Here is a 26,217-nt window from a genome sequence, read left to right as displayed (position 1 = left end):
TTTATGTCTAAAGAATACTCTTTTTTACTGGATTTAGCTAAAAAAGGAAAAAGAGTTGTTTCTGACTCTAGAAAGGTTGAGCCTGGAGATATTTTTGTGGCTTTGCCTGGTACTACAGTAGATGGTAATGAATTCATACAAGATGCCTTGAGTAAAGGCGCTCAATATGTACTTTCTGCCAACCAGGAAATAGTTTCTAAACTGGGAGAAAAAGGAATTTTTCATCCCAATCCTACTCAGGCCCTGGGAGAACTGGCCAATTCTTATTATTTTCCTCAAGGACGAAAAATAAAACTTATTGGAATTACTGGAACCAATGGCAAAACCACTACTTCTTATTTAATTGCCCATGTGTTGGAAAAAATAGGGTTTAAAGCAGGTATTGTTGGCACTATAAATATAAGGATAGGAAATACTTCTTTCCCAGCTTCTTTAACCACTCCGGATTGTTTGAGCTTGTATAGTTATTTATCTGATATGGAAAAAAAAGGAATGGATTATGCTTGTATAGAAGTTTCTTCACATGCTTTAGACCAAGATAGAGTTGCAGGACTTGAATTTGAGGCTGGTATTTTTACCAATTTAACTCAGGATCATCTGGATTATCATAAAAGCATGGAAGAATATTTTTTAGCTAAGAAAAAGATGTTTACATTATATTCCAGTAGGGCAGTTGTAAATGGTGATTCTGAGTGGGGTAAAAAAATTATAGATGATTTAAAAAATAAAGATAGTATAACCTATGGTTTTAATGATTATAATGACATTAAGGTGTTAGATTATATAGCTAACTTAAAAGGAATAGAAGGTACAGTAAAGTTAAAAGATAGAATAGAAAAAATTTTTTTACCACTTTTGGGCAAATATAATCTCTATAACTTATTGGCCTGTATGGGCTTAATAGAGTGTTTACAGTTGTCAGTTGATTGGCCAGAGGTTTTAAGAAGTTTTCCCGGCGTTCCAGGCAGGGTAGAAAAAATTGTTAATAAGAAAAATTTAAATATAGTAGTAGATTATGCTCATACTCCTGACGCCTTAGAAAATGTATGTAAGACTTTAAGAGAACTTACAGATAAAAAGTTAATCGTTGTATTTGGGTGTGGTGGAAATAGAGATAAAAGTAAAAGACCTCTTATGGCTAAAGCAGTAAGTAAGTTTGCTGATATGGCAATCGTTACTTCTGATAATCCTCGTTTTGAAGAACCAGAAAAGATTATTGAAGATATTCTTCCAGGGTTTTCAGAGAATTATTCTTATGAGGTAGAGGTAGATAGAAAAAAAGCTATAAAAAGAGCTCTTGAGCTTTTAACTCCAGAAGACCTTTTGCTTATTGCTGGTAAAGGTCATGAAGATTATCAAGAAATAAAAGGAATTCGCTATCCTTTTGCAGATAAAAAAGTGGTGCAGGAAATTTTAAATGAAGCTTAGACTAAAGGATATTTATTTAATTACCAGGGCCATAGGAGAATTAAAAGGCCAGGAAGATAAAGCTATAAAGGGTATAAAAATAGATAGTCGTCTGGTAGAAGAGGGAGATATCTTTTTTTGTATTCGTGGCAACAGGTTTGATGGTCATAGTTTTGCCCAGGAGGCAGAAAAAAAAGGCGCTTTGGCTTTAGTAGTACATAGGCCTTTAGAATATGAACCTCACATACCTGTGCTTTTAGTAGATGATACTATTAAGGCTCTGGGTAGAGTGGCTAATTTTTTAAGAAAAAATTCTAAAGCCAAAGTAGTGGCTTTTACTGGTTCAGCTGGAAAAACTACAACCAAGGAAATTGCTTATTTTTTATTGAAGCAAAGACATAAAGTGGAGAGAAATTTTAAGAACTGGAACAATCAAATTGGAATACCTCTTTCTATTTTCAATTTTAGTGGAGAGGAAGATATTTGGTTGCTGGAAGTTGGTATAAATAACACTTATGATATGGATGAATTGGGAGAAATTGTGACTCCTGATGTGGCTGTGATTCTCAATGTAGGACCCTGTCATTTAGAAGGACTTAAGAATGTAAAAGAAGTAGCTAAAAATAAGATGAAGTTGCTACAATTTCTTACTTCCAGTGGTATTTCTTTTATTAATGATAAATATTTAGAATTAGTGGAAGAAGCTAAAAATTATCCCCGGGTTAACAAGATATATTTCAAGCAAGAAGATAGTATTCAGGTAAAATTTAAAGGCATTTCTAAAGATAAAAAAGGGTTGTTTATAATTACGTGGATAGGGGAAGAATTTGAAGTAGAGCTTCCTTTTTGGGGAATTCAATTTGAGGATAATTTAAAGTGTGCACTTTTATTAAGCAAATACTTTTCCCTAACTAAAGAAGAAGTTATTCAAGGCTTAAAAACAATAGAACTTCCCCAGCATAGGTTTAACTTTTTTCAGCAAGGTGTTTTTGGGGTTATAGATGATAGTTATAATGCCAATCCTCTTTCTATGCGGGCTTCTTTATATAGTGCCAAAACTATAGCTAATGAACTTCCTTTGATTTTGGTTTTAGGAGATATGGCTGAATTGGGAGCAGCAACAGAAGAGGAACACTTAAATTTAGGAAAACTATTAAGAGAAATAAATCCCTATTTGATTTTTTATAAAGGTAAAAATTATCGCTTTGTTGCTCAAGGTTATGGAAAAGAAGATAGTATTTTAGAAGTAAATAATGAAGATGAATTTATTTCTTATATTAAAAATTATAATCTAAAAAAAGGACTGTTTTTATTTAAGGCTTCCAGGTCTATTGGTTTAGATAACTTTGTAAACAAATTTAAACGAGAGTTTTAATCATGTTTTACCATTTATTATATCCTTTATCTGATGTTTATAGTGTCTTTAATGTTTTTAGGTATATAACTTTTAGGAGCATATATGCATTGCTTACTGCTTTACTTTTAAGCATAGTTTTTGGCCCAAGATTTATTTGCTGGCTTAGAAAAATAAAGTTTGGGCAATACATTCAGGAAGAAGTTAGTTGTCATGAAAAGAAACAAGGTACTCCCACTATGGGAGGGTTATTAATTGCCTTTAGTGTACTTACCAGTGTGCTTTTATGGGGGGATCTTACCAACAAATACATTTGGCTTAGCATTTTTGTTTTTGTTGGTTTTGGCCTGGTAGGTTTTGTAGATGATTATTTAAAAGTGGTAAAAAAGAACAATAAAGGGCTTAGTGCCAGGGGGAAGTTTTTAGGGCAAGTCATTGTTTCAGTGGGAGTGGTGACCTTGCTTTTAACTTTGCCAGGTTATGATACCAAGCTTCTGGTTCCTTTTTTTAAAAATTTTCAGCCAGACTTGGGACTTTTTTATATGCCCTTTGCCGTACTGGTCATGGTCGGAGCTTCCAATGGGGTAAACCTTACAGATGGTTTGGATGGCTTGGCCATTGGTCCTACTATTGTTTGTGCTGCCTGTTTTGCTTTGTTTATCTATGTCAGTGGACACATTCATTTAGCACGATATTTACAAATAGCCTACATTCCAGGGGTTGGAGAGGTTACAGTCTTTTGTGCTGCCCTGGTGGGAGCTGGCCTGGGCTTTTTATGGTTTAATGCCCATCCTGCAGATGTGTTTATGGGAGATGTGGGTAGTTTGAGTCTGGGTGGAAGTTTGGGGTTTATGGCGGTATTGTGCAAGCAGGAATTGGTTTTGGTGATAGTAGGCGGTCTTTTTGTCATTGAAACCCTTTCTGTAATCTTACAGGTGGGTTATTTTAAACTGACCAATGGAAAAAGAATCTTTAAAATGGCCCCTATTCATCATCATTTTGAGCTCAAAGGTATTCCAGAATCCAAGATTATTGTGCGGTTCTGGATTTTATCCATTTTATTGGCACTAATTGCTCTTAGTACTTTAAAGTTGAGGTAAGTATGCGCCAGTTGATTTTTCCAGGTCAATTAAAGGGTCATAGAGTGGGAGTGGTTGGTTGTGGTCGCTCCGGGCAGGGAGCGGTAAAACTACTTGCCAGGCTAGGCGCAGAAATAGTTTGGCTGGAGCAGGACCCTGCTAAAATCAGGGAAGAGGTGAAAAGCTTAGCAGATACTCTGGGGGTAAGGTTAAAAGTTGGGCAGCATGCTAAAGAAGACTTTCAAGGGCTGAATATGCTTATTTTAAGCCCTGGAGTGAATAAGAGAAATCTGGAAAGCTATCTAGATCCAAAGACCTTTGTTTACTCAGAGCTGGAACTGGCCTTCTGGTTTGTGGACAAGCCCATTATTGCGGTAACAGGTACCAATGGTAAAACCACTACAACTTTGATTCTGGAACATGTTTTAAAAAAATGGGGAAAGCGGGTTTTTGCTGGAGGAAATCTGGGAACTCCTCTCAGTGAATATTTGCTGAGTGGAGAGGAAGTAGATTATCTGGTACTGGAAGTAAGTAGTTTTCAGTTGCAAAATTGCAACTCCTTTTCTCCCCAGATAGGAATTTTACTCAACTTTTCCCCCAATCACTTGGATTTTCATTTAGATTTAGAAGAATATTGGGAAGCAAAATTAAATCTTTTTAGAAAGCAAAAAGAAAAGGACCTGGCTATATTACCTTTTATTTTTAAAGATAAATTGGAAAAATACAACTTTAAATCTTCACGCATTTATTTTGTAGCTAGAGATAAATTTAAAAATAAATATTTAAAAGGAAAACACAATCAGGAAAATTTAGAAGCAGCTTATCTAGCCTTAAATTACCTGGGATTATCTGAAAAGGAATTTCAGGACTACATACAGGATTTTAGGCCTCCTGCGCATAGGTTAGAATACTTTTGGCAATGGCAAGATTGTTATTTTATTGATGATTCAAAATCTACTACTGTAGATTCTCTTAGAGTGGCACTGGAAAGTGTATCAGAGCCCATAAGGCTTTTTTGCGGAGGGGTTTTTAAGGGCGGAGATTTAACCTTACTTGGAAGTTTGATTCAACAAAAAGTGAAGAAGGTTTATCTTTTTGGGGAAAGTAAAGAAATTTTTGAAGCAGCCTTTTCTGACCTGGTAGATATGTCCTGGACTCCCTCTCTAAAGGAAAGTCTTTTGCTGTTAAAAGCAGAAATAGGAATTAAAGAAAATATTTTACTTTCTCCAGCAACAGCAAGTTTTGACTTGTTTAAAGACTATAAGGAGAGAGGACAAGAATTTAAACGTCTGGTAAAAGAGATATTTAGTGATGGTAAAGAAGTATAAAAATTACTTTTTATATGATAATATACTTTTATTTTCTGTACTTATACTGTGTGTTATTGGTTTGACTATGATTTTTAGTTCCAGTTCTGTTCTAAGCGAAAGTAAGTTTTCCTACTTAACTAGACAGGCTGTTTTTATGGCTGTGGGTGTTTTAGTTATGCTTGTTACTTATAAAATAAATATAAATCTTTTTTTTAAAATGAGGTATATATTTATATTTGTGTCTATTTTGCTCTTAAGTTTGGTTCTATTTTCTCCCTGGAGTAAAAGTGCTGGTGGAGCCAGGCGCTGGCTTTATTTTCACTATTTTTCTGTTCAACCTCTAGAGTTTGTAAAATTTACTTTGCTTATATATCTTAGCTATTTTTATGGATTTAAACAGGATAAAATTGATAAATTTTCAGTAGGAATACTTCCACCTCTGGTCTTGACTCTTGCTTTTTGCACCTTCCTCTTTTTACAACCGGATTTTGGTGGAGCTGTATTTTTACTGAGCGTGTTTTTGGGGTTGGCTTTTGTGGGAGGAGTACCTCTACGCTATTTTGGAGGACTTTTAGGATTGGGAATTGGCGGAGTGGTTCTGGCTGTATTGCAAGCTCCTTATCGTTTGGAAAGGATTAAGGCCTTTTTAAACCCCTTCCAGGACCCTTATGATAGTGGCTATCAACTTATTCAGTCCTTTTATGGCTTGGTTAATGGGGGAATCTGGGGAGTTGGTTTGGGAGAGAGTAAACAAAAGTTTTTTTATCTACCAGAAGCTCATAATGATTTTATTTTGTCTATTTTGGGAGAGGAACTGGGGTTCTGGGGGTTAAGTTTAATTTTTGTCTTAATTCTTTTGATTTTTTGGCGCTGGATAGTGATTTTTTTGCGACAACAGGACCTGGAGAGAAGGTTGCTGGCCTTTGGGGCAGGGTTTATCTTGCTCTGGAATATGTATTTGAATCTGGGAGTGGTGCTTGGCGTTGTACCACCCAAGGGAATACCCATGCCCTTTATAAGTTATGGAGGAAGTAATCTTTTGTTGTCTTTTACTTTGGTAGGATTACTTTTAAATTTAAGCAAGCGAGGTCAAAGTTGAAAAGATTGGAAAAAATAGTCCTTTCCACTGGAGGAACAGGAGGACATATTTTTCCTGCTCTAGCTTTAGCTCAAGAAATAAAAGCAAAATATCCTGAGTGTGAAATTGTCTTTATGGGGGGTAAGTATGGACCTGAAGGTAAGATTGTGCAGGAAAAGGGCTTTGCCTTTAGGGGACTTCCAGTACGAGGCATAATGGGCAGGGGCATAAAGGGGATTGTTCAGCTTACTGGCCTGGGTCTGGCCCTTGTTCAAAGTATTTACTGGCTGAAAAAGATTAAGCCTCAGGTTGTGGTAGGCTTTGGCAGTTATGCGGGATTTGCTCCAGTGTATGCTGCTCATATCTTAAGGCTAAAAAGGGCCATTCATGAGCAAAATTCCTTTCCTGGCCTGACTAATAGGCTTTTGGCCAGAAAAGTAAATAGGGTGTTTCTTTCTTTTCCTGATGAGTTTGGCATTTTTCCTAAAGATAGGACAGTGCTTACCGGAAATCCCATTCGACAAGAGATAAAAAAAGTTTCCTTTAAGGAAGACTTTAGCTCTAAAAATCTTTTAATTTTGGGTGGTAGTCAGGGAGCCACTGTTCTCAATAAAGTTGTAGTTAAGTATTTAAAAGAATTTAAAAAACAAAAAATAAACATCTGGCATCAAACTGGTCCTAGAGATTATGAATGGGTAAAAAAAGAGTATGTAAATATTTATCCAGAAGCAAAGGTGGAGGCCTTTATTGACAACATGACAGAAGCCTACAGCTTTGCTGATTTGGTTTTTTGTAGAGCTGGAGCTTCTACCATTGCTGAACTCTGTGCAGTAAAAAGACCCAGTATTTTGGTACCCTATCCCTATGCTGCCTATGACCATCAATTAAAAAATGCTCAAGCCTTGGAAAAGATAGGAGCAGCTTTGGTGGTTTTACAGCCTTACTTACAGGAAATAAATTTTGCTTCCCTGGTTATTGACTATTTGGAAAGTCCTGCCAAATTGCGCCAGATGGCTGAAAATAGTTTAAAGTTGGGCGAAAACAGAGCCTCAGAAAAGATTCTAGAAGAGATAGAAGGGTTAATCCAAGGAGCTTAGCAGTGAAAATTAAAATCAAAAAAATTCACATGATTGGTATTGGCGGTTCAGGAATGTGTGGCATTGCTGAAGTGCTTTTAAATCTTGGTTATGAGGTGAGCGGCTCTGACTTAAAAGAAGGTGCTAGTGTAAAACGCTTACAATCCCTGGGGGCAAAGATTTTTATTGGCCATAGAGCAGAAAATCTAGGAGAGGCTCAGGTGGTGGTGCGCTCCACTGCAGTTAAGGATGATAATCCTGAAGTTATTGCTGCTAAAAAAAGAAAAATTCCCATTATTCCCAGAGCAGAAATGCTTGCTGAATTGATGCGTTTAAAGGTGGGTATTGCTGTGGCTGGCACTCATGGCAAGACCACCACTACTTCTTTTTTGGGTACTATTTTTAAAGAAGCAGGTCTTGACCCTACTGTTATTATTGGAGGTAGATTAAACGCTTTTGGTAGCAATGCAGTTTTGGGAAGTGGAGAATATTTAATAGCTGAAGCTGATGAGTCAGATGGTTCTTTTTTGTGTTTGTTTCCCATTTTTAACATTGTAACCAATATTGATGCAGACCATCTTGATTTTTATAAAGATATAACAGAGATAAAAGAAGCCTTTTTGCAGTTTATGAATAAAGTTCCTTTTTATGGTTTAAATGTAGTATGTGGAGATGATAAGAATATAAGGTCCCTTTTACCTCTGGTAAAAAGGCCAGTAATTACTTATGGTTTTTCTGAAGAAAATGACTTACAGGCTAAAATAGTTCATTGTGAACAGGGAAGTTGTTTTAGAGTGCTTTATAAAGGTAAAAATCTGGGTGAAGTTAGTTTGCCTCATCCAGGTAAACACAATGTTTTAAATGCTCTTGCTTCCATTGGTATATCCTTAGAAGTTGGTATTCAGCCAGAAGACATATTTAAGGGACTTTCTTCTTTTAAAGGAGTGGGAAGGCGTTTTGAAATCAAAGGAGAAAAAAAGGGAATAATCGTGGTGGATGATTATGGTCATCATCCTACAGAAATAGAAGCTACCTTAAATACTGCGCGCCTTTGTTTTCCAGAAAGAAGATTGGTGGTTTTATTTCAACCCCACCGGTTTACTCGTACCCAGGCCTTGTTTGGAGAGTTTTGCAAGGTTTTATCCAAACCAGACTTGCTTTTACTCACCGAGATATATCCTGCTTCTGAAACTCCCATTCCTGGAGTAAGTGGCCTTACTTTAGCCCAGGGGATCAAGCAAATGGGAAAGCAGGTCCTGTTTTTTGAAACCTTTGAAGAGGTGCAAAATAAACTGGAAGATATTTTGAAACCAGGAGATTTGTTTATCACCTTAGGGGCGGGTAGTGTTTATACCATAGGGGAGAAGTTTTTAGGTTTACAATGAGAATTATAAAAGAACCAGACTTAAAAAAACTGGCTACTATTAGGCTCCCGGGCAAGGGAACTTATTTATATCTTTTAGAAGAAGAAAGAGATCTGGACTTTATTTGCCAACTTCAGGAAAAACAAGAACCTTTTCTGGTTCTGGGCAGGGGAAGTAATCTTATTTTTGCTGAAAAGATAAATCAGCTTTTAGTAAGGTGGTTGCCTAAAAAAAGGAATTTACAGGTACTCAGGGAAGATAAGGAAAGCATAACTATTGGAGTGGATGCTTCCTTTTCTTTGCCCAGGCTACTTCAGGTTTGTGTTAGGGAAGGCTGGAGTGGTTTGGAAAATTTAGCAGGTATTCCTGCCAGTTTGGGAGGAGCTGTAGCCATGAATGCAGGCTCCTTTGGTAGCGAAATAGGAGAGGTCTGGGAAGAAGTGGAGATATGGACTGCTGAGACAGGAAAAATCAAGCTTTCCAAAGATAAAGTTGCTTTAGGGTATCGTTATTTTAACTGTGGCTATGAGTTCTTTTTGGTTGTTAATCTCAGGCTAAGGTTGAGAAAGGTAAGTAAGAGTCTGGTAAAGGAAAAAATAACATATTGGTACAAAGAGAAAAAGGATAGACAACCTCTAGCATATCCCAGTGCAGGCTGCGTGTTTAAAAACCCCAATAAAGAAGTTAGTGCAGGTAAAATTTTAGAGGAATGTGGCTTTAGAGGAAAGGTTTTAGGTGGTATGGCTTTTTCCGAAAAGCATGCCAATTTTTTAATAAATTTGGGACAGGGAAATCCTACAGATGCTTTTACTCTTATAGATATGGCCAGGGAAGAAGTATTTAAACAAAAAGATATTCTTTTGGAGCCAGAAGTAAAGTTAATAAAATGGCAGTAAGTTTAACCAGTAAAAAATATAAGAGAAAAAGAAGAACTTTAGATATATTTTCTTTGCTTTTTACCCTGTTTTTAGCTATTAGTTTTGTGGCTATAGGTTCTTTTATTGTTTTGAAATTATATTACACAATAACCACTATGGATTATTTTTCTTTGAAAAAAATAGAAATAAAAGGTAATGAAATGCTTACCTACAATGATATAACTTCTTATCTTGGACTTAGGCTTGGTGATAACTTATTTAGTTTAAATATATCTGAGCTTAATAGAAAGCTAAGAAGAAATCCTTGGGTTTATGAAAGCATAATTAAGAGAACTATTCCAGATAAACTAAGTATTGAAATAAAAGAAAAGGAACCTTTTTTCTTGTTAAAAGACAGTGATAAAATTTTTTATGCAGATATAAATGGAGATAAAATAGATATTCTAAATCCTAAAAAATATCTGTCTTTACCTTTGTTAGTGAAAAGAGACAATATTTCCTTAAAGCCCATTGTGCTTGCTTTAAGAGAAAAAAGTTTTCCCTTTTCCTGGCAGAAGATTGGGGGAATAAAGGTAAAAGGTAAAGAGGTAAGGCTTTTTATTGATGGTTATAATTTATGGATTTCTCTGGAAAGAAAAGGGCTGGAAGGAGAAATAACTTTTTTAAAAAAGGTCTTTATGGATTTAAAGTTAAAAAAAGAATTGGATAGGGTAAGAGAAGTGAAGATAGCTGGCAACAGGGCATGGGTTAGTTATGTCCACTGAAGTATAAGCAAGGAGCTTTTTTATGGCCAAAGACAATTTAATTGTAGGTTTGGATTTGGGCACTACTAAGATTTGTTGTGTGGTGGGGGAGATAACTTCAGAAGGAGTAGATGTTATTGGTATAGGCACCAGTCCTTCTACCGGGCTTAGAAAAGGGGTGGTGGTGAATATAGATCAGACTGTAAAATCCATTAAACGGGCAGTAGAAGAAGCAGAACTCATGGCTGGAAGGGAAATTCGAAGCGTCTATACAGGCATTGCCGGCAGTCATATCAAGGGATTTAATAGTCATGGAGTAATTGCAGTTAAAGGTGGAGAGGTAAGTTCCAGAGATGTGGATAGAGTAATAGATGCAGCTAAGGCTGTGGCTATTCCTCTGGATCGGGAAGTAATACATATCTTACCCCAGGAGTATATTGTGGATGAACAAAGGGGGATTATGGACCCTTTGGGAATGGCTGGGGTGAGGTTGGAAGTAAAGGTGCATATTGTCACTGGTGCTGTTAGTAGTGCCCAAAATATTGTGCGTTCTTGCCATAGGGCAGGTTTAGATGTTGAAGACATTGTCCTGGAATCTTTGGCTTCTGCCCAGGCAGTACTTACAGAAGAAGAACGGGAAATCGGGGTTGCTTTGGTGGATATTGGAGGAGGTACCACTGATATTGCTATTTTTTCCAATGATTCCATTCGGCATACTGGCGTTTTGGCTATTGGAGGGACTAATCTGACCAATGATATTGCCTTTGGCCTGCGTACTCCTATGGCTGCTGCAGAGCAGATTAAAATCAAATATGGATGTGCTTTGGCAGATTTGGTGCAAGATGCAGAAATAATAGAAGTTCCCAGTGTAGGGGGGAGAGCACCTCGTAAGTTGTCTAGACATATCTTGGCTGAAATTTGTGAACCAAGAATGGAAGAATTGTTGGCTTTGGTAGACCAGGAATTAGTTCGTTCTGGCTTTAAAGAATCTATTGCAGCTGGAGTTGTATTAACAGGAGGGGCGGCTTTAATTGAAGGTATACAGGACCTGGCAGAGCAGATCTTTAATTTACCTACCAGGGTAGGTGAACCCATTGGGGTAGGGGGATTAAAGGATGTGGTTAATAGCCCCATGTATGCTACAGCAGTAGGTTTATTAAAATATGGGTCTGAAAAACAGCATGAGGCCAGCAGATTTAGGATAAGGGATAAAAATATTTTTAATCGTATTTTAGGGCGCATGAAAAAATGGCTTTCTGATATAAGTTAAATTTTAACTTAAAGGGAAGGAGGAACTTATGGAGTTTTTGGAATTAGAAATGGAAGGTAATGCTAAAATTAAAGTAGTAGGTGTTGGTGGTGGAGGTGGTAATGCCGTAAACAACATGATTTGTTCGGCCATGAAAGGAGTTACCTTTATTGCTGCCAATACTGACTTGCAGGACCTCAAGAAGTCCAAGGCTGAGTTTAAAATCCAGCTGGGTGAAAAACTTACTAAGGGTTTAGGGGCTGGAGCCAACCCTGAAGTAGGTCGAGAGGCTGCCCTGGAGAGCGCAGATAAGATAAAAGAGGTATTAGAAGGCAGTGATATGGTTTTTGTTACTGCTGGTATGGGCGGTGGTACAGGAACTGGGGCAGCGCCAGTGATTGCCGAAATAGCTAAGGAAATGGGAGCCTTGACTGTAGCTGTAGTCACTAAGCCCTTTTATTTTGAAGGAAAAAGACGCATTAAACAGGCTGAAGCAGGAGTAAATAATTTAAAAAAGGTCGTAGACAGCTTGATTGTTATTCCTAACGACCGTTTACTTACTTTAGCCTCTAAAAAAGCTTCTTTTATTGAAATGCTTAAAAAAGCAGATGAAGTATTATATTATGCAGTTAAGGGTATATCTGACTTGATTATGGTCCCAGGCCTTATTAACCTTGATTTTGCTGATGTAAAGGCTGTGATGGGAGAAATGGGACTGGCCATGATGGGTACTGGAATCGCTCAAGGTGAAAGCAGAGCAAGAGAAGCAGCTATGAAAGCAATTACCAGTCCTTTGCTTGAAGATATTTCTATTGAAGGAGCTAGAGGTATTTTAATGAATGTTAGTTGTGGTCCTGATATTGGTATAGATGAAGTAAGTGAAGCTGCTAATATTATTCATGAGGCTGCTCACGAAGATGCAAAAATTTACTTTGGTGCTGTAATAGATGAAAATATTGGAGATGAATTAAGAATTACTGTTATTGCTACTGGTATTGAGCACAATGATGAAAGTGGGCAGGGAGAAGATAAGGTTACTTCTATTTCTGAGGCCAAAAAATATAAAGAGCAGGGCCTGAAAAAGTCTAGAAAGGTAAAAGTTAATGTGGAAAACGAGGAAGATCTGCGTATTCCAGCTTATCTCAGGCGGGGGAAAGTAGCATCTACAGAACTCCAGGAGCAAATGGAAGAAAATTCCAAAGAAGATTTTGTTTTTGATGATGATGAATTTGAAATTCCCTCTTTTATTCGTATGCAGGCTGATTAATTAGGTTAATGAAGAAAAAAAGGAGTGTTATCTACCCCAAATTAAAAAATGCACTAAAAGAATGGGGTGGACGACTGCCAGTAGCTATTGTTTTTCCGGAAAAGGAAAGTCTGGCGTTTTCCACTTTGGGCTGGCAGAGAATATATAAGGAGTTAAGCGAAGAAGATGACTTTGTTGTAGAAAGCTTTTACGGACAGGGGAGAAAAGAAGATTTGTTTTCTGTGGAAAACAATACTCCCCTTTCCTCCTTCCCGGTTATTTGTTTTAGTTTAAACTTTGAATTAGATATTTTGCCTTTTTTAAAGTTTTTAAGAGAGTTAAATCTTCCCTTAAAGTCAGAAGCCAGAGGAGAGGACTTCCCCCTTATAATTGGGGGAGGTCCTCTTTGTTTTTTAAATCCCTATCCTTTTCTTGGGACTCTGGATTTTGCCTTTGTAGGAGAAGGAGAAGAAAAATTTGTTCAATTATTAAAAGGTCTAAAAGACACCTACTTAAAACAAGGTAGTAAGCAAGATTTATTAAATGTTGCTTTAAAATCTCCTTATGTGCTTACCCTAGATAAAAAGGCCAAACGGGCTATTTGCGTACAAGATAGATTTAGCCCCAGTTATTCCTTGTTTATTTCTGACCGAAGTGCGTTCCCAGATACTCTTTTGTTGGAAATAAATAGAGGATGTTTGTATGGATGTAGGTTTTGTGCTGCTGGGTTTATCTATCGTCCTTTTAGAGAAATTAGAGTTGAAGAAGCTAAAAAAATAGTGGAAGATATAAAACCGCGTAAAGTTGGGCTGGTAGGTACTGCTCTTACTGATTGGCCTTATTTAAAAGAATTTCTTTTCTGGCTACAAGATAAAAAAATAAAATTTTCCCTCTCTTCTCTAAGAGTAAATAGTTTAGATTTTGAGTTTCTTTATTTTTTGAGAAAAACAGGTACCAGAAGTATTACTTTAGCAGTTGAAGGAATAAGTAAAAAAATTAGAAAATCCATTAATAAAAAATTTTCAGAGAAAAAATTTCTAGAAGTAGTAGAGCATATTTCCAAACTACAATTTAATAATTTAAAACTATATTTTATTTTAGGATTTCCTCAAGAAACAGAAGAAGACTTTTTAGAATTGGAAGATTTTTTTTTCAAAATAGAAGAAGCTAGAGCTAGGGGTAAGGGAAAACGGAAAAAAGGATTGGATTTAATAAGTGTAAGTGTAAGTTTTCTGGTCCCTAAACCCTGGACTCCCTTGCAGTGGATAGAGTTGCTTAAAGAAGGAGAACTGGAAAAAAGAGCTAAAAGGTTTAAACAAATAATTGGCAAATTTCCCAGGACAAAGGTGAGCCTGGAAAATCCTCTTTTATCCAGGATACAGGGGATTCTGGCCAGAGGAGATGAGAAGCTATTTTTCTTTTTAGAAGAAGCTTTAAAAACTAATTCCTGGGTTAGGGCCTATAAAAATTGTAGAGAAAAATTGGATCCTTATACCAGAGAGAAAGGTTTACAAACAAGTTTTCCCTGGGAGCATATAGACATGGGGGTAAATAAAGCTTACCTGTATAAGGAGTATCTTGATTTTAAAAGAGGAAAACAAAGCCCTAAGTGTTTAAAGGGTTGTGAACCTTGTGCTCGTTGTGGTTTAAAAAAATTTTATAAAGAGGAAGAGCTAGATGAAAATCACCTTTAATGCCTTTGGTTTTTTATTGTTTAAACTCAGGGAAAATAATATACCCTGTCAAAACGCTATCTTAGAATTAAAAGAAGAAGCAACTCCTAAAGATATTTTGGAATTATTAGATATTAAGGAAGAAGAAGTGGAAGGGGTATTTGTAAATGGAAAGGTAAAATCCTTTGACACCAAGTTAAAAGATGGTGATAGAGTGGCCCTGGTGCCTCCTGGCACTCCAGGTCCTTATCGGCATCTTTTAGGAATCAGAGATTGTAAACATAAAGGTTCTTCCACTTAAGTTTATTTTTTTTACAAGGAGTGTCTATGCCCTATATAAAAAAGGAAAGAAGAAAACTCTTTGATTCTTTTTTAAAAGAAATAGCTAAAAATGTAGAGAGTGAAGGAGAGCTTAATTATTGTATTTATAAGCTTAGTTCCCTGGTGATTGAAAAAATTGGAGAGAGTTATGCCAATTTAAGCATGTGCTCTTCAGCTATGGAGCATGCTAAACTGGAATGGTATAGAAAAAAACTTGTTCCTTATGAAGAAAAGAAGATCTTAGAAAATGGTGATATTTAAAATTGGCAGCAGCGAACAAATATTTTTTTGTCCGCTGCTGCAAAGAATAAATTATTCCTTATAACCACTACAGGGAATACAAACTTCGCTACCGTCTTCCAGTACTCTTAGTTTGTTTACAAAAGTAAGCTCTCCACATTTAGTGCATTTTTTAGCTGTGAAAACAGCTTTTCCTTTTTTTACTTCAAAGTCAAAAATATCTCCTATTTCCAGGAAGTTTTCCTCAGGCATTTTTAAAATCTTTTCCACTAAAGGATTGGCTATTTCAGGCTCAATATCTTGAGGAGGGATACCTTGTTTTCTTTTTTGAACAAAGGGAGAATTTAAGGCCTTTTCAAAAAAATCTGCTTTTAAGGCCACTCGTACGGCTTTTCCTTTTTGGGCATCAACCAGAGTAAAAGCCATTTTGTTGTAATAGAGTTTTTGGATATTGGATTTTCCATAGGTACAGCCTGTAGCCACCATGATGCCATCTAAAAAACAACCCGCAGCATGGCCTTTTCCGGTTTCAGAAATGACCATAAGTTCTTTATCTTTGGCCCTTTCCACTCCCAAGACCTTCATAGCTGCTAAACCTGCCCTGATTCCTAAGGGCATAGCAGGACACTTGTGGCCATGAAACTTTAGTCCCATTTCATAAAGTTCTTCTAATTGCATGATGACCTCCCGTATGGTTATAATATGTTATTTATATATTTCCATATATCTATATGATTTGATAATTTGTCAAGGTCTTTTTTAAAAAAGATATACTTTTTGTAAGGCGTTAGGTGAAGTTGTGGTAAGATTAAGATAGGGTTGGAGGGGGGTAAAAGGTGTTTTTATTTAAATTTGTTGGGGTCAAGGGCATATTTTTTTACTCTATGCCAAAGGCTCCTTTCCTTTATGCCCAGGAGTTTAGCTGCTTCTCTTTGTACTCCTCTGGCTTCTTTAAGAGCCTGTACAATAAGTTGTTTTTCTATTTCTTGCAGGTGTTCATCTAGGTTAGAAAAGGGAAGAGAAGAGGTTTGTTCGGGACTTTGTTCCCTGGAGATATTCAGGTGTTCTGGTAAAATTTCTTCTTGCGGGCAAATTAGGGCTGCCTGTTCCAGGACATTGAATAATTCACGCACATTTCCTGGCCAGGAGTAATTGTTTAACACTTGTAAGGACTTGGGAGATAATTTTTTTTGTGGAAAATTTTGTTTTAAAAAGTACTCAGCTAAAAGAGGGATATCTTCTTTGCGTTGCCTTAGAGGTGGAAGATAAAGGGGAAAGGCACTTAGTCGGTAATATAGGTCTTCTCGAAATTTTCCCTCCTGAACCATGATCTTTAATTCTTTGTTGGTAGCAGCAATAATTCTTATGTCCACTGGGCGAGGATATTTCCCTCCTAACTTTTCTACCTGTTTGTCTTCAAGAACTCTTAAAAGTTTTCCCTGTAGTTCTAAGGGTAAATCCCCTATTTCATCCAGAAGAATGGTGCCCTTATGGGCAAGCTCAAACTTACCAGGTTTGGAAGAAGTGGCACCAGTAAAAGCTCCTTTTTCATAACCAAAGAGTTCACTTTCAATGAGTTCTTTAGGCAGAGCTGCACAGTTTACCTTTATTAAGGGGCCATTTTTTCTTTTGCTTAGAGTGTGGATATTTTCAGCAATCAATTCCTTTCCTGTACCACTTTCTCCTAGGATTAGAACTGTAGTATCAGTACTGGCAATAGTGGCCACTTGTTTTAATATTTGACGCATTATTTCACTTTTACAGATTATATTGGGAAAAAGTTCTTCTTTTTCTACTTGAGTCAGGGACCTGGTTAAGCGATTAAAAAAGTATTCGTATTTAAATTCACTTTTTTCTTCTTTTTCCTTTCCTGGTTCTATTTCAATTATGGGACTAACTTTTTTTATAAATTTGTCTATGGGATGTAGAATTATTTTAATTAAAATAATGGTTAAAATAAAAATAATAAAGAAAACAAACACACCAGATGATATTTTTAACCACAGAGGATATTTACCTAAAAATAGACCAGCAAAAAAGAAAAGAAAGGACATACCTGCTAGAATTACTGCAATGGATACCTCTGCGGGTATGAAAAATTTAGTAGATTTAAGCTGGTGAATTATCTTTTTGAACATTTTTACATTTTGGCCATTTTGGTCAAATCCCACATGGGCATAAAAATGGCTAAGGCAAAAAAGCCTACCACAGCAGCCAGGCCCACAATCAAAATAGGACCAATATTGGTAGCCATTTTTTGAACAGCATAGGCCACTTCTTCATCATAGTGTTTGGAGATTTCTGTTAACATCTCATCTAAATTTCCAGTTTCTTCGCCCACAGCTATCATGGAGATAACCATGGGAGTGAAAAAGCGTGCTGACCTTAAAGGGCCTGATATGCCCATTCCTTCTCTAAGCTTCTCTTTTAATTTAGCAAATTCTGCAGCAATAGCTGCATTGCCAATGGTTCCGATAAGGATATCCAGAGAATTCAGAACGCTGATTCCACTTGCCTGCAAAATGGCAAAAATACTTGAAAATCTAGATAAGGCAGCTTTTTGAAACACAGGACCTATTAGGGGCATTTTGAGTAAAAAGGTGTCTCTGGCGATTTTTCCTGATTCAGTTTTAAAGTAGAGGTAAAATCCTGTAATTATAGACATAATTACTAAAATGCAAACATACCAATAATCTACGATAAAGTGATATAGGTTTAAAGCCATTACAGTGGGAAGGGGTAGAGTTATCCTAGCATTTTTAAAAATAAGAACAAATTTGGGTATAACAAAAGTTAATAGGAAAAAGAAAGCGCCTGTAAGGGCAACCAGTACGATTATTGGGTATTGTAGAGCTGATTTTATATCTTGTTTTACCTTGTATTCGTGGTCTAAAAGATAACAAAGCCTGTCCATTACTTCTACCAGAGAACCACTGGTTTCACCTGCCCGAATCATAGCGCAATAAAGGTGGGAAAATATTTTAGGATGTTTGGAAAAGGCCTGAAAAAGAGTTTTTCCCTCTTTAATATCTTGAGACATCTGGATAATTGCTTTTTTTAATTTTATATTTTCCACCTGGTTTTCCAGAATAGAAAAAATTTCTACCACTGGAAGACCTGCCTTAAACATGGTTCTAAATTGTTTGGTAAAAATAATTAACTCAGGTGTTTTTAGTTTAAAAAGAGTGGATTTTATTTTTTGCCACAGAGTAGCTTGGTCTGAAAGTGACTTTTCTTCTTCTTTTTTTATTTTTTGAGGGTATAAATTTTTTTCTAAGAGAAGTACTTCCGCTTCTTCAGAAGAAGATGCAGAAATACTTCCTTCTACTAAATTCCCGTTTTCATTTAGGGCCTGGTAATAAAATTTAGCCATATCAAGCAATAAATACCTTTAGGGCTTCTTCTGGAGTGGTTATACCTTTTTTTACTTTATTTAGCACATCTTGCTGTAAAGTGCGCAGTTTCCCTTCTTGCACTAGCTGTCTGGTAATTTGTTTGGAAGAGAGGTTTTTTAGAGTCATTTCCTGTACTTCTTCGTCATTGATAAGTATTTCATATACCCCAATACGGCCGATAAATCCAGTATGATGGCACTGTATACACCCTTTTCCGCGTTTAAAGCTGATGGGTTCCTTATCTAAACCCAAGTAACGGATTATTTTGGGGTCTGGAGAATATTCTTCCTGGCAATAGGGACATATTTTGCGCACCAATCTCTGGGCAATGGAAACAAGCAGGGAAGAAGCTACTAAAAAGGGCTCTATTCCCATATCAATGAAACGAGTGATGGCACTAGCTGCATCATTGGTGTGAATGGTACTTAAAAGCTTATGTCCTGTAAGGGCGGCTTGAGTGGCAATTTGCGCTGTTTCCAGATCCCTTATTTCTCCTACCATGATTACATCTGGGTCCTGGCGCAATATGGAGCGCAAGCCACTGGCAAAGGTCATGCCGGCCTTACGGTTTAATTGGACCTGGCGTACACTGGCCATTCTGTACTCTACAGGGTCTTCTAAGGTGATGATATTGATATCTGGCTTGTTTATAAGGGATAAAATGGCATAAAGAGTAGTGGATTTACCGCTTCCTGTAGGGCCTGTAGCCAGAATCATTCCATAGGGATTTAAAATAATTTTTTTTATCTTTTCCTGGTCTTCTAGCTCCATCCCCAGTTCTTCTAGGGAAGAAATGTTACGGTTCATATCCAGAAGGCGAAGAACAATGTTTTCTCCATAAATGGTGGGAAGGGAGGAAACACGGACATTTATTTCTTTATTTTCTAATCTTATAGTAAAGCGTCCATCTTGCGGTATTCTGGTATTGGCAATATCCATATTGGCTAGAATTTTTATTCTAGAGGCTATGGCCAGAAACATTTTTCTGGGTGGGGCTGGCCTTTCGTAAAGGGTCCCGTCTATGCGGAAGCGAAGCTGCACATGATCCCTTTCCGGGCTAAAATGGACATCACTGGCACGCTCTTTTATGGCCTGGCTTAAAATGGAATTAACCAATCTGACTACTGGTGCTTCTTCAGCTAGACCAGTTAAACTGGAAATTTCCAATTCATCTTCTTCTCTTTTTACTTCATCTCCTTGAGCTATTTCTAAGTCATCTATTTCTTCAATAATTTCATCCAGCTCTTTTTTACTTCCATAAAGAGTGGCTGTAATTTGCTCAAATTGAGTGGGGGTGCAAACAACAGGGTCTACTTCTTTATTGGTATATATCTCAATGGCATCTACTGCTTCCATATCCAGAGGGTCTACCATGCCTAAAGTTAAAATACGCCCTTGCAGTTTTAAAGGAATAACTTTGTGCTTTTGTACCAGATCCAAGGGTAAAATTTGGGCAAGAGCTGGATCAATGGGAAACTTATGAGGATCAAAAATAGGCAATCCTGTCTGTTTACTTAGCACCTGGGCCAGGTCTTTTTCTTTTATTAGACCTAAACTAATCAGATATTCCCCCAGTTTTTCTTTGGGAGGATTTTTAAGAATATTTTCCAGTTCTCCCTGACTGATTAAACCTTCTTCTACTAGAATCTCTCCTATTTTCTTGTTTATTAAAGCCATTTAACTTACCTCTTTTAGGGGAAGATGGTTAAAGATAACAGTTCCGGCAGGCAGAGATAGTAAATTATCTTTTAGAGGAGAAGAATTTCTTTTTATAAGATAAAAATTTACTTGGGTTTCTTTTGGTTTTTGAAAGCATAAAAAAAGGTATAGTTTTTTTTCAGGGTCATTTAGTAGAGAAAATTGAAAAAGGTCTTCCAGATTTTTACCTTTATATACGTAGTCAAAAGACACCTCTTTTTTTAGGGTTAAAAAGGGACGGGCAGGTATATTTAAATTCAGTCCTGGATATACGCTGTTGAGGTCCTTTAGTTTAGGATTTACTTTAAGTAAGTGAGGAAAAAATATTTTTATCTCTTCCAGGTTGTTTAGATTATAAATCCTAGATAATATTTTTACAGGCACATAACCTTCTTTGATTTCTATGCTACCCAAAGAAGCTGGTAAAAAAAATTCTTTTTTGGGGAAGTTGCTGGAGCTAGTCTTAAGAGTAGAAAAGTTTTTTAGAGGAAGAAAAAAGGATAAAGTTAAGAGAAACACTAAAAAAGTGCCTGTAACTATTAGAATTTTTCTAGATTTGGGATAGGTTAGTTTTTCTCTTTTAACTATAGCCTTTACTTCAGAGCAAGATACTCTGTCTTTGTTACTTATGGTTGCCTGTAAAAGGCTTTTGTGGGCCAGATGAATGAGTTTTCTTGGATAACCCTGGCTGTATTTTTTTAGGTAGTATATAGCAGGCCAGGTAAATAGAGAATTGGCTGTAAAAATATCTGCTCCAGCTACTCTTAATCTGTACTGTAAAAAATTTTTTACTTCTCTTAAATTTAAGGGAGTGAGATAGAGCGTTAGATGGATGCGATCTTTAAAATTTTTTCTTTCCTCTAAAACTGGTAAAAATTCTTCTTGAGCAAAAATAATTACTTGTAAGAGCTTATTTTCGTTGGTTTCAAAGTTTAAAAGCTCTCTTAAGGTTTCTAAAATAAAAATAGGAGTTTTTTGCCCCTCATCAATAAGAATAACAGGAGTTTTTCCTTCTTGTTGCAGTTCTAAGAGTCTTGTTTTTATTTCTTCTTTTAAAGTTCTGGAAGAAGAGGGGGCTTTTTTTTGCGGATAGAGAACAGAGTATATTTCTTGTAAAAACTCTTCAGGAGATTCAAAGGCCGGGTCTAAAATAAGACCTACTACAAAGCGTTGGTCTGCTAAAAGGATGGTTAAAAGCTTACGGCATAAGGTGGTCTTGCCCGTACCTACCTGGCCGATGACCAGATTTAGCCCTCTTTTTAATTCCAAACTTAACTGGAGCTGTTGAAGGCAGGATTTGTGAATTTTTGATTGGTATAAAAAAGCAGGGTCAGGGGTGTTGGCAAAGGGCTCTTTGGTTAAATTGAAAAGAGTGTAATAACTCATGCCTATCCTGTTAGCTGGTAAAATAGTCGTTTGTGGTTTTCACAGGCAGAATCATCTTCCAGGGCACAGCCTTTTTGATAGAATTTTAAAGCCTCTTGGGGATAACCCAGTTTTTCCAGTACTTCTCCTTTAACATTATAGGCTGAAGGCCAGCTGGGAGCCAGGATAAGAGCTTTGTTGCATTCTTTTAAGGCTTTCTGGGGCTTAGCCTGGGCCAGATAGGCCTGAGCGGCATTTAAGTAAGCTTCCACCAAACCAGGATCTAAACTTAAAGCCAGATAGGCCGTGCGCAAGGCTTCTTTATAATTTTTTTCCTGCAAATACTTTTTACTTTCTGCCAGCCACTTTTGGGCTCTGGGGTCATGGGTAGGTTTTAGTTGTTCCAGGTCTTCTGGACTCAGGGTGGGAGAAACTTCTTTAGCTAACTCAGACTTGCGTTTTAAAATAGTAGGAGTGATAAAAATGAGAATTTCTTCCATTTTCTTGCTCTTGCTATCTCCTTTAAAGAGATAGCCCAAACCAGGAATGTCTTTTAAGCCAGGAATACCAGAGATACTATCCTGTAAGGTTTGTTTGCTTAATCCTGAAATAACAATGGTTTCTCCATTGCCCACAATAAGTGAAGTTTGGGTTTCCTTTTTATAAATAGTGGGATTGCCATCTACTTTTTTCTCTTCAGAAAAGTCCACTTCATCTTTTTTTACTTTTATTTCCATTTTTAAATAATCTTCATTAATGACATGGGGAGTCATTTCCAGTCTTAAGACTGCATCTTCAAACTTTACTTCCTTATCTCCATCTTCATAGGTAACATAGGGCACCTTCTGACCATTTTCAGTAAAAGCCATGTGATTGTCCATGGTGGTAAGGGAAGGACTGGAAAGAATGTTTATTTTCCCTTCTGCTTCCAAGGCTGAGAGTTGCATTTCTAAGATGTTTTCAGCAGGATTGCCAATTAAGATATTTAAACCTGCACCTAGAGTGGATACAGAGGAGCCAGTAACCTGGCCTGTGGGGAAGTTAAAGCCAAAACTATTGCCACTTCTACCCGTGCCAAAGGCATCTCCACTGTCTGAGCCTATGGGGCCCTGGATGCCAATTTGGTCCTTATTGTTTATTTGGCTAAACCACTTTCCACCCCACTGGATTCCCAGGTCTCTAGCTACATTTCTGGTGGCTTCCACAATATAGGCTTTTAAATGAATCTGGTCTGTAGGTTTATCCAATACTCCAATCATTTTAATTATTTTTTGTAAGTCTTCTTCTGTAGCCTGAATGACCAGAGAGTTGGTATGACTATCTACTACAATACTTCCTCTGGATTTTCCCTCTTTGTCCTTGGTAAGCAGAGAACTTAAAACCTTTTGTAAGCTATTGGCATCTGCAAAATTTATTTTTATCACCTGGGTAATGAGGGGAGAGATTTGTTTTTTGGCTTCTTCTTGTGCTTCTTTCTGGGTTTTTATTTCTTCTATGGCCAGGTCGCGGGCAAAATCCTCTTTGGACATCACTCTGATAATATTACCTTCCCAAGTGTAAGTTAAACCATTGGCTTTGAGTAAAGCCTCAAAAGCCTGGTTCCAGGGCACCTTTTCAATGTTGACATTTATTTTACCTGCCAGGTTGGAACTAAGGATAATGTTTTGTCTGGCTGCCTTGGCTAGCGCTTGAATGATAGCTTTTATGTCTGTATCGCGCATTTTAAGGCTTACGGGAAAAGTAGGTAAAGCTGGAGAAGCTTTTTTAGTAGTAGGGGGAGAAGCCAGCTTAAGGCCTTTTTCTATTTCTACCTTTTTTAGAGAAGGACTGGGTGAATGGCCTAAGCTTTCTTTGGCTAAGGTCCTCCACTGATCAAAAAAAGGGTCCTTTTCTGGCTTTTTGGAACTACATCCCAAAACCAAGAGAAAACAGAGAAAAATTATCCATTTATTGTTCATTTTTTGGTCCACTCTTTATTTCTAAAATATCCCAGAAAGGTATTTTTAAAATATTATCTTTGCCTGGGCCTTTTACCAGTATATAATCTCTAGACACCTTTAGTAAAGAAAAACCACTTTCTTCCAGGGGTTCTCCTTCTGCATACTCTCGACCATTGATAATGGCAAATCGCTTGGACCCCAGAAAGAGATAGCCTGTAAATTTGAAAACAGCAGAACTCACTTCATTATTAGATGGAGCTTGGACCTTTGCTTCCTTTAGTTCGTACCAGAAGGGATCTCTTATTTCTTTTAACTTCAACAGGTAATACATTCTTTTTTCTTCAGGGGTTAAATTAATTTTGCTTAAGGAATTAATAAGTTGTGTTTTTAAAGGGGAAAAGTTAATTCTTTCCCCATTAGAATTGGACTCCCTGGGAGGTGTGGCAAATATAAAATGATATAAGCCGTATAAAAGGGCTATTCCAGCCAAGCTAAGGATAATTTTTTCTCTCTTAGTCATGAGCTTACTTCTATGTAAGAGGTAAATTCTATGTTTAAGGTGTCCAGTTCTTTATTCAGTTTTAATGCATCTATTTTACGGATATAACCAAGTTTTAGAAAATTTTCTAAAAATTTTAAAAAATTTTCAAAATTTCCGCGTATGGCTACTTCTATTTTTAATTGATTATTTTCTGTTAAATTAAAGTCAGGTTTTAGATAAATTAAGTTTAAATTATAGTCTGTACATTTTTTTTGTAATTCTTCTTTAAAATCTCTTATACTGATTGGCTTAAACTCTATAATACTTAGGTCCTTGTCAATTTTTTTTATCTCACTCTCTAGTCTGGCAAATAAGGGTAAAAAATCTTGTTGAAATTTTACCTTATATTCAAGATTTTCTAACTCATTTTTTAAGTTTTTTAATTCTTTTACTTCTGGCCTTAAGAAAAATAAATAAAAAATAAGACTTAAAAGAAGAAAAATGCTTAAAGGAGCTACTATTATTTTTAAGCCAAAAGGAAGATTTTCTAAGTTTACTTTACTCATTTTAATTCCAGCTCTACTTCAAAGGCCATAGCCTTTTGATTCTCTACAGGCTTAAAGTATTTATTAGTGATAGTTGTTTTCTTTATAAAAGGAGAATCCTTTAATTTCAATAGATAGTTGGCCAATCCTAATTCTGCCTGTTCTGGCTCTAAGAGAATAACTCCCTCTAAGGATATGGTTTGTTGGTTAAAATCAAGTTTAGTCCATTTTATGTCCTTAGGAGTAAGAACTGATAACTCTTTAAGTATAGCTATGTTTTTCAAAAAATGTAAATTATTTTTTAATTTTGTTTGATTTAAAGTTAACTCCTGTAGTTTTTTCTGGATTAAAGCAGAAGAAAGTATTGGCTTGGAATTGTTTAAAATATTAGATAGGTTTTCAATTTTTCCTCTGGTTGTTTTTATCTCCTGGCTTACTTGAAGGTGGAAGATAAATAGAAGTAGAAAAATAAAAATAAAAAATAGACTTGTTCCAGTGCGTAAATAATTTTCCAGGCGTTTTTGTTTTTTGTCTTTAGAAGTAAGAAGAAAATTTATACATTTAGCAGAGTCTAGGCAGGCTCCAATAGCTGGAGCAAAGTCCATTTCTTCCTGCAGGCTAAACTCACAGCTAAACTCAGAATCTACAATTTTTTTAGTAATGGGTGCTAAGGGCTCTATTTTTATTTCTAAATTTTTAGAAAGTTCTTCTAAGATAAACTCTGGAATGTTAAAAATGCTTGAGAAGTAGATTATAGTTACATTGTTTTTATTTAAATTACTTATATAGTATTGTAGAGAGCGTTTAATTTGCAGTAAAAGCCTGTTTAAAGCAGGCTGAAGAGCTTCTAAAATTTCTTCCTTTTGTATTTGTGTGCTATAAAGTGGATTGTCTGGGTCTTTGTTTTGGCCCAGAAAGTTTTTTACATCCTCCAGGGTTATTTCTTTCAGTTGGTTTTGTTTAAACTCTGGAGAGAGAAGGTTTTGAGTTTTTAAGTAGGTAAGCAATTCTTCAACCAGGCTAATAAATCCGGTTTTGATTTCGCGGTTAAAGATAAGCCGTCCATGATTGTAAATATCTATGCGTGACCAGTCTGAACCCAGAAAAAGATAACCAATATTTTTTTCTTTTTGTCTTATAAATAGGTCTGCTAAGGAAAATTGATAACTGGTAAGGGCTAAATTAGGCAGTTTGCCAGCTTTGGCCAGGTCTTGTGCTTGCTCTATGGCCTTTTTATCTACTACATAGGCAAATATTTCTAATTTTTCTACTCCCCGCTCTCTTGTTTTTCCTATAACCTGAAAGTCATAGGTTAAGCCCTCCAGATTTAATTCCAGATGTTTTTTTAGGGCCATTTTAGCTGTTTTGGAAAGGAGCTTTTTGTTGACCCTGGGAATAGTAAACAAAAGGGTTTTTACAGCATTGGCTGGCAGTAAAATCCAGTAAAGGGCCTGTGGATAGTGTTTGCGGAGTTTTTTGGTAAAGGACTTAAACCACTCTGTAAATTCTGGAGTATTTTTTTTTATATCCTTGGGATAGATTATTTTTTCTAGAAAAAGAAGTGTAGGCCTGTCTCCTTCTTGCAGGCCACAGACGAGCAGATAGGTTTCCCTGAAATCTAAAGCAATATTTACTTTGTTTTTGGTGAGAGAGAATAGGGATTTTTTAGGGGATAAAAATTGTGGTAATCTACACGCCTGGGTTTCTTTTAGACCTTCTATAAGTTTTTGGGTAGAGCTTATTTCTTGTTTCATATTAGGTATATTGATTTAAAC

Annotated in this window: 23 protein-coding genes; 14 read left to right on the top strand and 9 right to left on the bottom strand. The window is 36.5% G+C overall.

Translation table 11 applies throughout. The features are described 5' to 3' along the window. Window positions 1-3: 3 nt before the first annotated feature. From ACTCIM_RS08945 to ACTCIM_RS08880, 14 genes are read left to right on the top strand one after another with little or no spacing between them, the layout of a single operon-like run. On the top strand, window positions 4-1,428 hold the full coding sequence (locus ACTCIM_RS08945) for a UDP-N-acetylmuramoyl-L-alanyl-D-glutamate--2,6-diaminopimelate ligase (RefSeq protein WP_472315090.1): 1,425 nt from the start codon (window positions 4-6) through the stop codon (window positions 1,426-1,428). Continuing rightward, complete coding sequence (locus ACTCIM_RS08940) at window positions 1,418-2,782, top strand: UDP-N-acetylmuramoyl-tripeptide--D-alanyl-D-alanine ligase (RefSeq protein WP_464280073.1); 1,365 nt, start codon at window positions 1,418-1,420, stop codon at window positions 2,780-2,782. The genes ACTCIM_RS08945 and ACTCIM_RS08940 overlap by 11 nt, the downstream gene beginning before the upstream one ends. A 2-nt stretch (window positions 2,783-2,784) precedes the next feature. Then, entirely contained in the window at window positions 2,785-3,861 is a 1,077-nt protein-coding gene (gene mraY, locus ACTCIM_RS08935) for a phospho-N-acetylmuramoyl-pentapeptide-transferase (RefSeq protein ID WP_464280072.1), read from the top strand. 2 nt (window positions 3,862-3,863) lie between these two features. Then, window positions 3,864-5,168, top strand: a complete 1,305-nt coding sequence (gene murD, locus ACTCIM_RS08930; RefSeq protein ID WP_472315088.1) for a UDP-N-acetylmuramoyl-L-alanine--D-glutamate ligase — start codon at window positions 3,864-3,866, stop codon at window positions 5,166-5,168. Beyond that, window positions 5,152-6,249, top strand: coding sequence for a putative lipid II flippase FtsW (gene ftsW, locus ACTCIM_RS08925; RefSeq protein ID WP_472315084.1), 1,098 nt, complete (start codon window positions 5,152-5,154; stop codon window positions 6,247-6,249). Before murD ends, ftsW begins: the two co-directional genes overlap by 17 nt. Further along, on the top strand, window positions 6,246-7,325 hold the full coding sequence (gene murG / locus ACTCIM_RS08920) for an undecaprenyldiphospho-muramoylpentapeptide beta-N-acetylglucosaminyltransferase (protein WP_464280069.1): 1,080 nt from the start codon (window positions 6,246-6,248) through the stop codon (window positions 7,323-7,325). The genes ftsW and murG overlap by 4 nt, the downstream gene beginning before the upstream one ends. A gap of 2 nt (window positions 7,326-7,327) precedes the next feature. After that, window positions 7,328-8,689 (top strand): UDP-N-acetylmuramate--L-alanine ligase, encoded by a 1,362-nt coding sequence (murC, locus tag ACTCIM_RS08915; RefSeq protein ID WP_472315081.1) that lies wholly within the window; start codon window positions 7,328-7,330, stop codon window positions 8,687-8,689. Continuing rightward, entirely contained in the window at window positions 8,686-9,564 is an 879-nt protein-coding gene (murB, locus tag ACTCIM_RS08910) for a UDP-N-acetylmuramate dehydrogenase (RefSeq protein ID WP_029967933.1), read from the top strand. The genes murC and murB overlap by 4 nt, the downstream gene beginning before the upstream one ends. Beyond that, window positions 9,555-10,310: an FtsQ-type POTRA domain-containing protein gene (locus tag ACTCIM_RS08905; protein WP_029967932.1), complete on the top strand. Its 756-nt coding sequence runs from the start codon at window positions 9,555-9,557 to the stop codon at window positions 10,308-10,310. Before murB ends, ACTCIM_RS08905 begins: the two co-directional genes overlap by 10 nt. A gap of 22 nt (window positions 10,311-10,332) precedes the next feature. After that, entirely contained in the window at window positions 10,333-11,559 is a 1,227-nt protein-coding gene (ftsA, locus tag ACTCIM_RS08900) for a cell division protein FtsA (protein ID WP_472315079.1), read from the top strand. A 28-nt stretch (window positions 11,560-11,587) separates the two neighbouring features. Continuing rightward, window positions 11,588-12,805 (top strand): cell division protein FtsZ, encoded by a 1,218-nt coding sequence (ftsZ, locus tag ACTCIM_RS08895; protein ID WP_029967927.1) that lies wholly within the window; start codon window positions 11,588-11,590, stop codon window positions 12,803-12,805. An 8-nt stretch (window positions 12,806-12,813) separates the two neighbouring features. Next, window positions 12,814-14,478 carry a radical SAM protein gene (locus ACTCIM_RS08890; RefSeq protein ID WP_472315076.1) on the top strand — a complete coding sequence of 555 codons (1,665 nt, stop codon included), beginning with the start codon at window positions 12,814-12,816 and terminating at the stop codon, window positions 14,476-14,478. Next, a complete protein-coding gene (locus ACTCIM_RS08885; protein ID WP_464280063.1) occupies window positions 14,462-14,758 on the top strand; it encodes a MoaD/ThiS family protein in 297 nt (98 codons plus the stop codon). The genes ACTCIM_RS08890 and ACTCIM_RS08885 overlap by 17 nt, the downstream gene beginning before the upstream one ends. A gap of 26 nt (window positions 14,759-14,784) precedes the next feature. Further along, window positions 14,785-15,039 (top strand): DUF6899 family protein, encoded by a 255-nt coding sequence (locus ACTCIM_RS08880; RefSeq protein ID WP_029967921.1) that lies wholly within the window; start codon window positions 14,785-14,787, stop codon window positions 15,037-15,039. Between the two features lie 51 nt (window positions 15,040-15,090). Here the strand turns inward: ACTCIM_RS08880 and ACTCIM_RS08875 are convergent, their stop codons facing one another. The 9 genes from ACTCIM_RS08875 to ACTCIM_RS08835 form a co-directional block, all read right to left on the bottom strand. Continuing rightward, window positions 15,091-15,696: an FmdE family protein gene (locus ACTCIM_RS08875; RefSeq protein WP_029967919.1), complete on the bottom strand. Its 606-nt coding sequence runs from the start codon at window positions 15,694-15,696 to the stop codon at window positions 15,091-15,093. A 164-nt stretch (window positions 15,697-15,860) separates the two neighbouring features. After that, window positions 15,861-17,156 carry a sigma-54 interaction domain-containing protein gene (locus tag ACTCIM_RS08870; RefSeq protein WP_472315073.1) on the bottom strand — a complete coding sequence of 432 codons (1,296 nt, stop codon included), beginning with the start codon at window positions 17,154-17,156 and terminating at the stop codon, window positions 15,861-15,863. Between the two features lie 2 nt (window positions 17,157-17,158). Next, window positions 17,159-18,391: a type II secretion system F family protein gene (locus ACTCIM_RS08865; RefSeq protein WP_472315070.1), complete on the bottom strand. Its 1,233-nt coding sequence runs from the start codon at window positions 18,389-18,391 to the stop codon at window positions 17,159-17,161. 1 nt (window position 18,392) lies between these two features. Next, window positions 18,393-20,090, bottom strand: coding sequence for a GspE/PulE family protein (locus ACTCIM_RS08860; RefSeq protein WP_464280059.1), 1,698 nt, complete (start codon window positions 20,088-20,090; stop codon window positions 18,393-18,395). Then, window positions 20,091-21,497: an ExeA family protein gene (locus tag ACTCIM_RS08855; protein WP_472315067.1), complete on the bottom strand. Its 1,407-nt coding sequence runs from the start codon at window positions 21,495-21,497 to the stop codon at window positions 20,091-20,093. It lies immediately after the preceding gene. A gap of 2 nt (window positions 21,498-21,499) precedes the next feature. After that, entirely contained in the window at window positions 21,500-23,434 is a 1,935-nt protein-coding gene (pilQ, locus tag ACTCIM_RS08850) for a type IV pilus secretin PilQ (RefSeq protein ID WP_464280057.1), read from the bottom strand. Next, window positions 23,424-23,936 carry a hypothetical protein gene (locus ACTCIM_RS08845; RefSeq protein WP_464280056.1) on the bottom strand — a complete coding sequence of 171 codons (513 nt, stop codon included), beginning with the start codon at window positions 23,934-23,936 and terminating at the stop codon, window positions 23,424-23,426. Before ACTCIM_RS08845 ends, pilQ begins: the two co-directional genes overlap by 11 nt. Further along, a complete protein-coding gene (locus ACTCIM_RS08840) occupies window positions 23,933-24,463 on the bottom strand; it encodes a hypothetical protein (RefSeq protein WP_464280055.1) in 531 nt (176 codons plus the stop codon). The genes ACTCIM_RS08845 and ACTCIM_RS08840 overlap by 4 nt, the downstream gene beginning before the upstream one ends. Beyond that, a complete protein-coding gene (locus ACTCIM_RS08835; RefSeq protein WP_472315064.1) occupies window positions 24,460-26,196 on the bottom strand; it encodes a hypothetical protein in 1,737 nt (578 codons plus the stop codon). Before ACTCIM_RS08835 ends, ACTCIM_RS08840 begins: the two co-directional genes overlap by 4 nt. Between the last annotated feature and the right edge of the window lie 21 nt (window positions 26,197-26,217).

The sequence above is a fragment of the Desulfonauticus sp. genome, assembly GCF_055126295.1.
Note: the sequence above shows the minus strand (reverse complement) of the source record. Positions and strands in the feature narration are given on the sequence as shown.

Excerpts from the sequence above, each read along its gene's own strand:
- murD (WP_472315088.1), top strand. The coding sequence starts at position 3,864 with ATGCGCCAGTTGATTTTTCCAGGTCAATTAAAGGGTCATAGAGTGGGA.
- ACTCIM_RS08845 (WP_464280056.1), bottom strand. The coding sequence starts at position 23,936 with ATGACTAAGAGAGAAAAAATTATCCTTAGCTTGGCTGGAATAGCCCTT.
- ACTCIM_RS08835 (WP_472315064.1), bottom strand. The coding sequence starts at position 26,196 with ATGAAACAAGAAATAAGCTCTACCCAAAAACTTATAGAAGGTCTAAAA.
- mraY (WP_464280072.1), top strand. The coding sequence starts at position 2,785 with ATGTTTTACCATTTATTATATCCTTTATCTGATGTTTATAGTGTCTTT.
- ACTCIM_RS08945 (WP_472315090.1), top strand. The coding sequence starts at position 4 with ATGTCTAAAGAATACTCTTTTTTACTGGATTTAGCTAAAAAAGGAAAA.
- ACTCIM_RS08905 (WP_029967932.1), top strand. The coding sequence starts at position 9,555 with ATGGCAGTAAGTTTAACCAGTAAAAAATATAAGAGAAAAAGAAGAACT.
- ACTCIM_RS08940 (WP_464280073.1), top strand. The coding sequence starts at position 1,418 with ATGAAGCTTAGACTAAAGGATATTTATTTAATTACCAGGGCCATAGGA.
- ACTCIM_RS08880 (WP_029967921.1), top strand. The coding sequence starts at position 14,785 with ATGCCCTATATAAAAAAGGAAAGAAGAAAACTCTTTGATTCTTTTTTA.
- ftsA (WP_472315079.1), top strand. The coding sequence starts at position 10,333 with ATGGCCAAAGACAATTTAATTGTAGGTTTGGATTTGGGCACTACTAAG.
- murB (WP_029967933.1), top strand. The coding sequence starts at position 8,686 with ATGAGAATTATAAAAGAACCAGACTTAAAAAAACTGGCTACTATTAGG.
- ftsW (WP_472315084.1), top strand. The coding sequence starts at position 5,152 with ATGGTAAAGAAGTATAAAAATTACTTTTTATATGATAATATACTTTTA.
- ACTCIM_RS08870 (WP_472315073.1), bottom strand. The coding sequence starts at position 17,156 with ATGTTCAAAAAGATAATTCACCAGCTTAAATCTACTAAATTTTTCATA.
- ftsZ (WP_029967927.1), top strand. The coding sequence starts at position 11,588 with ATGGAGTTTTTGGAATTAGAAATGGAAGGTAATGCTAAAATTAAAGTA.
- ACTCIM_RS08865 (WP_472315070.1), bottom strand. The coding sequence starts at position 18,391 with ATGGCTAAATTTTATTACCAGGCCCTAAATGAAAACGGGAATTTAGTA.
- ACTCIM_RS08840 (WP_464280055.1), bottom strand. The coding sequence starts at position 24,463 with ATGAGTAAAGTAAACTTAGAAAATCTTCCTTTTGGCTTAAAAATAATA.
- ACTCIM_RS08860 (WP_464280059.1), bottom strand. The coding sequence starts at position 20,090 with ATGGCTTTAATAAACAAGAAAATAGGAGAGATTCTAGTAGAAGAAGGT.
- pilQ (WP_464280057.1), bottom strand. The coding sequence starts at position 23,434 with ATGAACAATAAATGGATAATTTTTCTCTGTTTTCTCTTGGTTTTGGGA.
- ACTCIM_RS08885 (WP_464280063.1), top strand. The coding sequence starts at position 14,462 with ATGAAAATCACCTTTAATGCCTTTGGTTTTTTATTGTTTAAACTCAGG.
- ACTCIM_RS08875 (WP_029967919.1), bottom strand. The coding sequence starts at position 15,696 with ATGCAATTAGAAGAACTTTATGAAATGGGACTAAAGTTTCATGGCCAC.
- ACTCIM_RS08855 (WP_472315067.1), bottom strand. The coding sequence starts at position 21,497 with ATGAGTTATTACACTCTTTTCAATTTAACCAAAGAGCCCTTTGCCAAC.
- ACTCIM_RS08890 (WP_472315076.1), top strand. The coding sequence starts at position 12,814 with ATGAAGAAAAAAAGGAGTGTTATCTACCCCAAATTAAAAAATGCACTA.